Genomic DNA, 3,590 nt, shown 5'->3' on the forward strand with positions numbered 1-3,590 from the left:
TGCCTGCTCGACTAAGAATGTTGTGAAGGAGCAGCCTGTTGAAACCAGTATAGGGGTTGTAGAAGAATACCTCTTAGGTGTTGGCGATGCTGTACAAGTGAATGTTTGGAGAAATCCAGACCTGTCAGTATCTGTTCTGGTGCGCCCGGATGGAAAAATCTCTGTACCTTTGGCTGGTGACATCGAAGTGGATGGCGTATCGACCGCTGAATTATCAACGATTATTGAGGATAAACTCAATAGTTATATTCGCAACCCCAAAGTAACGGTGATTGTCTCCAATCCAACGAGTGCGGATTTTATTCATCGAATTCGAGTAACCGGTGCGGTGCAGCAACAAAGATCGATCCCTTATCGTAAAGGTATTACAGTTTTAGATGTGGTGTTAGAAGCGGGTGGTGTAACTGTATTTGCAGATGGCGACGGGTCTAAGTTGTATCGTCAGACAGCTGAAGGAGCAAAAGTTTACCCGATCTATTTGAATGATATATTAGAAAAAGGAATTCTGGATTCCAATTATACCCTTTACCCGCAAGACATTATTACTGTTCCAGAGAGAGGCTTCTAGACGAATATGGATTTTGCGCTGTTAATTCGTTATATCGGTGTCATTTTTCGAGAGTTGTGGCAGAGAAAGTTTTTATGCTTGTTTGGGTTCACTGTCGTGAGCTTTGCAGTATTGGTGACTGGGATTTTCTGGCCTTCAAAGTTTGAAACATCCGCCACAATCTTTGCCGATAACCAGAATATACTAAAGCCACTTTTAGCGACTCAGGCTGCGCAATCTAAGGTCCAGAACCATACGAAGGTTGTACGAGATATGATCCAGTCTCCTCGGATCCTAAAGACAGTGGTTGAAAATGTTTATGGGATCGACAGCTTTGAATCTGCAGAGGAGCTGGGGCAGCAGATAAATAGTCTGCGTTCTAAAGTTCAAGTTAGAGGTCTGGGGGCTGGTTACATTAAAGTAGCCTATTCAGATTCAACGGCTGATGACGCTTACAGGGTGATAAATGAGGTTGTAGATGTTTTTATTCGTGCAAGTACGGATGAGCAGCGTACGGAAAGTCGCGAAGCTTTTTTGTTTATCGATAACCAGGTAAAGCAGTATAAAGATCAACTATTGCTGGCAGAAGAGCGCTTGAAGAACTTCAGGTCTCAGAATTTTGATGGTCGTGACGGTGATGTGGATTCAAGTATTAGTCGTATTCGCTCGCAAATAGAAGAGCTAAAAATAAGTATCGACGAAGATGAGACATCCATTGTAGCGGTTCAAAGGCAATTAAGTAACGAGTCCGAGTTTTCTTCCCAGAAATATAAAGCAGACGTGTATGGTGAACGCCTTAAATCACTAGAGGCAAGCCGTAATAATTTGTTGTTAACCTATACTGAAGATTACCCTGATGTAGTAAGTTTAACTTATCAGATCGAAGATATTCGTGATGCTATGAGGCAAGCCGATGCGAATAAGAACTCAGATAATGATAATTCGGGAGCTGGTAACGAGCAGGAAGCAGTATTAAACCCATTATATCAAGAGCTTCGAAGTAGCTTGTCGAACGCTATTACCCGAAAGCAGACGAAAGAAAAACGCTTAAGTGCGTTACGGGGCTTGATGGATAAAGAGTTTGACCGGCGCAAACGTATTGCAGAAAGAGGAGCGGAAGAGGCAGAGCTTACTCGAGACTATACAGTGACTAAGCGTATCTATGAAGATATGCTTGAGAGAAAAGAGAAGGCTCGTTTATCAATGACATTGAACGTTGAGGGGCAGGGTGTAACTTATCGTATTCAAGAGCCGGCTTTACCGCCGCTTAACCCTGTTGGCTTGCGTTTTTTACACTTTGTTTTATTGGGGCCAATAGTCGGATTGTTGGTCATTATAGGTTTGGCTGTTGCATATATTTTTGTTGATCAGCGAATTCGTTTTCCTGAACGTTTACATGAGCTTGATGTAACGACTTTAGCTGTCATTCCTCATATTAAGACCGCTTTTACAAAGCGCGTTGTAAGAATTGATATGATCATTTGTGTCGCGCTTTCTATTGTAATTTTGGCTGCATATATAGGTTTGGCATTTGCTGCGAAGTTGGGGATGGTTTAGATGAGTGATATTTCTCAAAGTCAGGGCGTAGCCGGTTTTAAAACGGGTGATCAAGAACGGGCTGAAATTAGGCGTATGGGAGAGGTGGATCAGTTCACTATTGAGGAATTGGAGCGCCTTAAGCTAATTAGCGGTCAGAAAACCAACGCTAAAATTCTAAATATATTTAGAGAGCTGCGAACGCAGCTAATGAAAAAGAATAATAAAAAGAATTTTGTATGTATGGTGACTTCTATCTGTCATCAAGGTGGCGCGAGCTATGTCGCGATGAATCTTGCGAGCGTTTTTGCTTTGGATAAAGCCAAAACCAGTATGTTAATTGATGCAAACCTATACGCGCCAAGCTTGGAACAGTTGATTATTGGGGATGCGAGCGTTGGTATTACTGACTATTTAAGTCATGCAAGCTTTGATGTCAAAGATGTCGTTTATGCGACGGGTGTTCCGCGTTTGCGGGTTGTGCCGATTGGCGATAATAGTGAGGGTGCTGCAGAGTACTTTTCATCCGATAAGATGCAGCATTTTATTGATGAAATTCGTTCACGATACAGTGATCGCTATATTTTTATTGATGCCCCGCCAGTCACAGAATCGTCAGAGGCAAGAATATTGACCGAAATCGCAGATATGGTTGTGTTAGTGGTTCCTCATGGTCGAGCTACTCAGGAGCAGGTAGAAGCTGCAATTGATGTGGTTGGAAAAGATAAGCTAGCTGGCCTGGTTTACAATAATTAAACTTATGATGAATCGGTGCTCACTTCTCAGGTTTATATGCTTACTTGGCCTTTCTTTGCCCGTATTGGCAGCCGAGTATACTGCAGTGTTATCGAATAGTGTTGAGTACACAGATAACATAGGCCTTGCAAGTGACGTAAAAGATCAAGATACCGTTCATACCCTCTCCCTCTCTGCTGGTGTAGTAGAAGAAAGAAAAACGTTTCAAACCAATGCTAACTTTACTCTAGAAAAAGACCACTACTATAGCGGTAGTTACGAGGGTGAAACGACCTTGAGTACAGGGTTGGGATTATTAAACTTTGATCTAATTGAGGATTTCTTAAGTTGGCAGACGTCTTTTACGCGTAGCCAGACTCTTGATGACCCGCTAGAGCAAGCAAGGCCGGGCAACCTAGGGCATAGGGATACTCTTTCCAGTGGCCCGAGCATTACCTATGTAGTGTCTCCAACTACATATTTAACAGGAGAAGGCAGCTATACAATCGTAGAAAATTCTCAAAGTAATACCTCAGATACGCAGCGTGCTGATTTTTCCGCGGCCATTGCTCACCAAATTAACTCGATTACCGGTGTGAACTTAACCGGGCAATATGAAGTAATGTTGGATGCTGACGGTACTGAAAAGTATGACCGTATTCAGCTGGGTGTAGGTTTTTTTCGTCAATTTGTTGATGGCAGTGTTAGTTTAAGTGCAGGGCGCACGCAGTTAGTGCCTGAAGAGAGTGCAGAAACTGAATCAAATTTTTAT

General features: G+C 42.6%; 4 protein-coding genes. All 4 read left to right on the top strand.

Going from position 1 to position 3,590, the window contains the following annotated elements:
- Positions 1–568 (top strand): XrtA/PEP-CTERM system exopolysaccharide export protein (locus tag A3766_RS15365; protein WP_197479588.1); only part of this gene is annotated, 568 nt, incomplete at its 5' end.
- Between the two features lie 6 nt (positions 569–574).
- The gene (locus tag A3766_RS15370) at positions 575–2,104 is read left to right on the top strand and encodes an XrtA system polysaccharide chain length determinant (protein ID WP_068634368.1); all 1,530 of its coding nucleotides are present in this window, start codon (positions 575–577) and stop codon (positions 2,102–2,104) included.
- Positions 2,105–2,839, top strand: coding sequence for a hypothetical protein (locus A3766_RS15375; protein ID WP_068513993.1), 735 nt, complete (start codon positions 2,105–2,107; stop codon positions 2,837–2,839).
- Between the two features lie 55 nt (positions 2,840–2,894).
- On the top strand, positions 2,895–3,590 hold a 696-nt coding region (locus tag A3766_RS15380), incomplete at its 3' end, for a hypothetical protein (protein ID WP_156508921.1).

Source organism: Oleiphilus sp. HI0132, from assembly GCF_001635845.1.

Coding starts and splice junctions, on each gene's coding strand:
- A3766_RS15370 (WP_068634368.1), top strand. CDS start 575: ATGGATTTTGCGCTGTTAATTCGTTATATCGGTGTCATTTTTCGAGAG.
- A3766_RS15375 (WP_068513993.1), top strand. CDS start 2,105: ATGAGTGATATTTCTCAAAGTCAGGGCGTAGCCGGTTTTAAAACGGGT.